Source organism: Haliscomenobacter sp. (assembly GCF_040403615.1).
Classification (GTDB): Bacteria; Bacteroidota; Bacteroidia; order Chitinophagales; family Saprospiraceae; genus Haliscomenobacter.
The window spans coordinates 1-3,047 of the sequence record NZ_JBBAKG010000049.1 but is presented as its reverse complement, the minus strand read 5'-3'; the positions used below and the strand labels follow the sequence as shown (position 1 = coordinate 3,047).

Sequence of the window (3,047 nt, the reverse complement as noted above, 5' to 3'; positions counted from 1 at the left end):
ATGTCTGCTTCAAAATCACGTTCGGGTTGAGCCTTGTGAAACGTGCCACGATGGCTGGCTCCAATACCAGTTTCGTGACTTTCAGTTATGGTCACACCGTGAATATTCAAGTCCAGAGCAAAAAATGTTGCCAGGCGTTGCACTTGGTCTCGAGTCAAGGACAATTCCGTCATACTTCAACAGTCAGCAATCGCCAGTCAGCAGCCTGCGACTCATAACCAACATAGCCACGCGGGTTGCAAACAATCCGAGTGGTACCAATCAGGTAGTCAAAATTATGATGAGTGTGCCCATGTGTCCACAAACTAATCTGCGGATGATCAAGAATAAACTCACTCAGGTCACTGCTGTATGCACCATTCACCAGTTGATCATCCTCGTACTGTGGCTTGGTACTGAGCTTGCTGGGGCTGTGATGCCCCACAACCACACACTGCCGATCAGGTCTGGCTGTGATAGCAGTGTTCACAAACTCCAGCATGGCCTTGTGTTCTTCCACAGTGTCTTCGGGTGTGAACCTGGACACGCGAGTTTGAAAGTTGCCATCTTGGTCACGGAAGTGGGTGTCTTTGGCACTGTTGTGGATGCAACGAAAGTCGTTCATGTAGTTGCGAATAGCGTACAAAGTTTCCGGATCTTCGCGATTCATGTCTGTCCATAATGTGCCAGCCAGAAACGTGATGTCACCAATATCAAGAGATTCTTTTTCCATCACATGCAGATTGGGCAAGTAGCTCAACACATCTTTGAGACGTGGAATAGTTTTGGCAAAGTCATGATTGTAGTGTTCGTGATTGCCCACAATGTACACCACATGCTCAAAACGTTCTGAACAGCGTTGGAAGAATTTGTGATAGCGACCGCTGCGGCCATCTATGCCCGGCACCTCAGCACTGTCATGTGCCAGCATGTCTTTGGCCACACAGATATCGCCGGAGAGAACTAGAACCTGTGCTGACTCTGTGTTGTCAAAGTCAAGGTCGCCAAACTCCAAATGGAGGTCACTGCAAATTGAGATTTTCATGTTGTGCTCTAAATTGTTGTTGTAGTGTTGCCACTGCTGTGTCGTCACCATTGAATATTGTCACTGTCTTGTCTGGGAATCTGGCTCTGAAGCGTTGAACTATTTCGGTTACGTCAATGCCTTGACACACAAATTCCTGGGTCAGTGCATTGTAGCACAAATATTGATTGTGGTCAACTTCTACCGTGAGCAAGACCAATTGACCAGCAACCGCACGTTCCATCACGTCCAGCACCGGTTGCAGTTCAGTCTGATACTGTTTTATTTTTATCAGTAGGTATGTTTTTAGCACCAGTTCCGCCAGCCAAGTGACCAAGATAACAGCACAGGCAATCCAAAGCACCCATTGGGCAACATCAACAATAGTTTCCATAATGTATTTACTTTCAGCCTCGCATGCTTTCCAGCGTGATCATCTTGCCCAGTTCACGTTCAAAATCCAGTTCATCAGGCACAATGTACAATTTGTTGCTGCTGCGATCCGTCTTGGCATCATAGTGCCTGAACGTTATGATTTTGCCACCAATGGCCTTGCGTACTGTGATATTGAGTCCAGCATCGCTTTCTATGTCATCGCTGACTAGACCAATTAGATTCTTTCGACGATTTCCTGTGGACATTGGATACGCTACTGATGTGTCCTCTGAAGTACCAGCTTTGTCCCAATCTTCTCGCACCCAACGAACGATCATGCGTTTGAACCATTTCATGTTGTTTTCCTTTGAATCAAATATTGTTCCCATTGCACCCACTTGTTTTTCACAAGAAATCCCCAGTCACGTTGTTTGACGCCGGGCATGAACAAGGTCCAGCAGGTGACGTCAGGATCCAGTTCAATGCGATGGTAGGTGTTGGCTCGTGCTGTGCGAAAACTTCCTGCACCACACCAACGGGCTGTTTCACCTTGGCGGCGGCCTTGTGCATCAAACAAGGGACGCCATTCCCAGTATCCACCTCTGAGAATTACGGTAGCAAATGGCCACGGATGATCATGCACATCGTCAGGATCACTCTTGAGAAACTTGTGAACAAAGATGTTGAACGGAAACCATGAGCGATCTCGAAGAAACACGTAGTAGCGTTCTAAGTAAGGTTCCCCATCCAGTCGGTCCATGATCACCCGGTATCGACCCAGGCGTTTGAATAAGTTTTTTAGCATGTGTACATTATACTACAAAAGTCAATATCAGTCAAGCAACATCACTGTTTAAGGTATAAATATAGGTGTAGTTCGCGGCTTGCCGGCCCAACTACTCTAACGCTTTAAAGGAGCAATCAGCATGGATATTTACACCAAACCAAAAATCATTAGAACAGAACATGTCAAACACCGTAAGTGGAAAAACGATATTAAGAGAAAGTATGGGTTAGCAGAATCTGAATATCATCAACTAAACGAATCCCAAAACTATGTTTGTGCTATTTGTAAGGGGAACGATGATCGTGGAGCAAAACTTGCCATTGACCATTGTCATACTACTAACAAGGTGCGCGGATTATTGTGCAGAACGTGTAATGTTGCAATTGGCTATCTAAATGATGATATTGCGTTATTAGAATCCGCAATTGACTATTTAAAAAAACAATAAGAGAAAGCCTCCCATTGCAGGAGGCTTTGTTTACCTAGTGTCTGGTCTGAATCAGACAGCGAGTTTGTGTTATACCAAACCTAAGGCTATTGCCTTGTAGCCAGCAGCCACAAGTTTACGGCTTGGTTTGCCAATACGATATTCAGTTACCTTGACACCGTTGCCAGCCACACGAGAGTTAGCATACACTGCAAAACCAGCTTGACGGATACGTGATACGTCAGCGGAAATGTTCTTGATGCCAAAACGCTTGGAAGCGACACTGGCGGATACTTTCTCGCCTGCATTGAGAGCAGTGAAGAGTTTGTAGGTTTTAGTTTCTGGATTAAAGCGCATAATTGTTACCTTTCAAAGTAAGTTAAATTAGCTGTTTGCGTCACAGCATGATCATAGTATAACGCATGTGTGCGATATAATCAAGCATGTTTGGACAA

6 protein-coding genes are annotated in these 3,047 nt (G+C 45.3%); 1 reads left to right on the top strand and 5 read right to left on the bottom strand.

The annotated features are described in order from the left end of the window. Positions 1–169 precede the first annotated feature (169 nt). Genes ABW391_RS16170 through ABW391_RS16155 form a run of 4 tightly spaced genes read right to left on the bottom strand, consistent with a single transcriptional unit; the run spans position 170 to position 2,183 of the window. Entirely contained in the window at positions 170–1,024 is an 855-nt protein-coding gene (locus ABW391_RS16170) for a metallophosphoesterase (protein WP_353482932.1), read from the bottom strand. After that, on the bottom strand, positions 1,002–1,397 hold the full coding sequence (locus ABW391_RS16165; RefSeq protein WP_353482931.1) for a hypothetical protein: 396 nt from the start codon (positions 1,395–1,397) through the stop codon (positions 1,002–1,004). The genes ABW391_RS16170 and ABW391_RS16165 overlap by 23 nt, the downstream gene beginning before the upstream one ends. 13 nt (positions 1,398–1,410) lie before the next feature. Beyond that, on the bottom strand, positions 1,411–1,734 hold the full coding sequence (locus tag ABW391_RS16160; protein WP_353482930.1) for a hypothetical protein: 324 nt from the start codon (positions 1,732–1,734) through the stop codon (positions 1,411–1,413). After that, a complete protein-coding gene (locus tag ABW391_RS16155) occupies positions 1,731–2,183 on the bottom strand; it encodes a hypothetical protein (protein ID WP_353482929.1) in 453 nt (150 codons plus the stop codon). Before ABW391_RS16155 ends, ABW391_RS16160 begins: the two co-directional genes overlap by 4 nt. Positions 2,184–2,304: 121 nt before the next feature. Between ABW391_RS16155 and ABW391_RS16150 the strand changes: the two genes are divergently transcribed. Continuing rightward, a complete protein-coding gene (locus ABW391_RS16150; RefSeq protein ID WP_353482928.1) occupies positions 2,305–2,613 on the top strand; it encodes an endonuclease VII domain-containing protein in 309 nt (102 codons plus the stop codon). 69 nt (positions 2,614–2,682) lie between these two features. On the opposite strand, the gene ABW391_RS16145 is transcribed toward ABW391_RS16150, so the two are convergent. Beyond that, a complete protein-coding gene (locus ABW391_RS16145) occupies positions 2,683–2,949 on the bottom strand; it encodes a helix-turn-helix domain-containing protein (protein ID WP_353482927.1) in 267 nt (88 codons plus the stop codon). Between the last annotated feature and the right edge of the window lie 98 nt (positions 2,950–3,047).

What these genes read in the sequence shown, in the direction of transcription:
- ABW391_RS16145 (WP_353482927.1), bottom strand. Translation starts at nt 2,949, where the DNA reads ATGCGCTTTAATCCAGAAACTAAAACCTACAAACTCTTCACTGCTCTC.
- ABW391_RS16150 (WP_353482928.1), top strand. Translation starts at nt 2,305, where the DNA reads ATGGATATTTACACCAAACCAAAAATCATTAGAACAGAACATGTCAAA.
- ABW391_RS16155 (WP_353482929.1), bottom strand. Translation starts at nt 2,183, where the DNA reads ATGCTAAAAAACTTATTCAAACGCCTGGGTCGATACCGGGTGATCATG.
- ABW391_RS16160 (WP_353482930.1), bottom strand. Translation starts at nt 1,734, where the DNA reads ATGAAATGGTTCAAACGCATGATCGTTCGTTGGGTGCGAGAAGATTGG.
- ABW391_RS16165 (WP_353482931.1), bottom strand. Translation starts at nt 1,397, where the DNA reads ATGGAAACTATTGTTGATGTTGCCCAATGGGTGCTTTGGATTGCCTGT.
- ABW391_RS16170 (WP_353482932.1), bottom strand. Translation starts at nt 1,024, where the DNA reads ATGAAAATCTCAATTTGCAGTGACCTCCATTTGGAGTTTGGCGACCTT.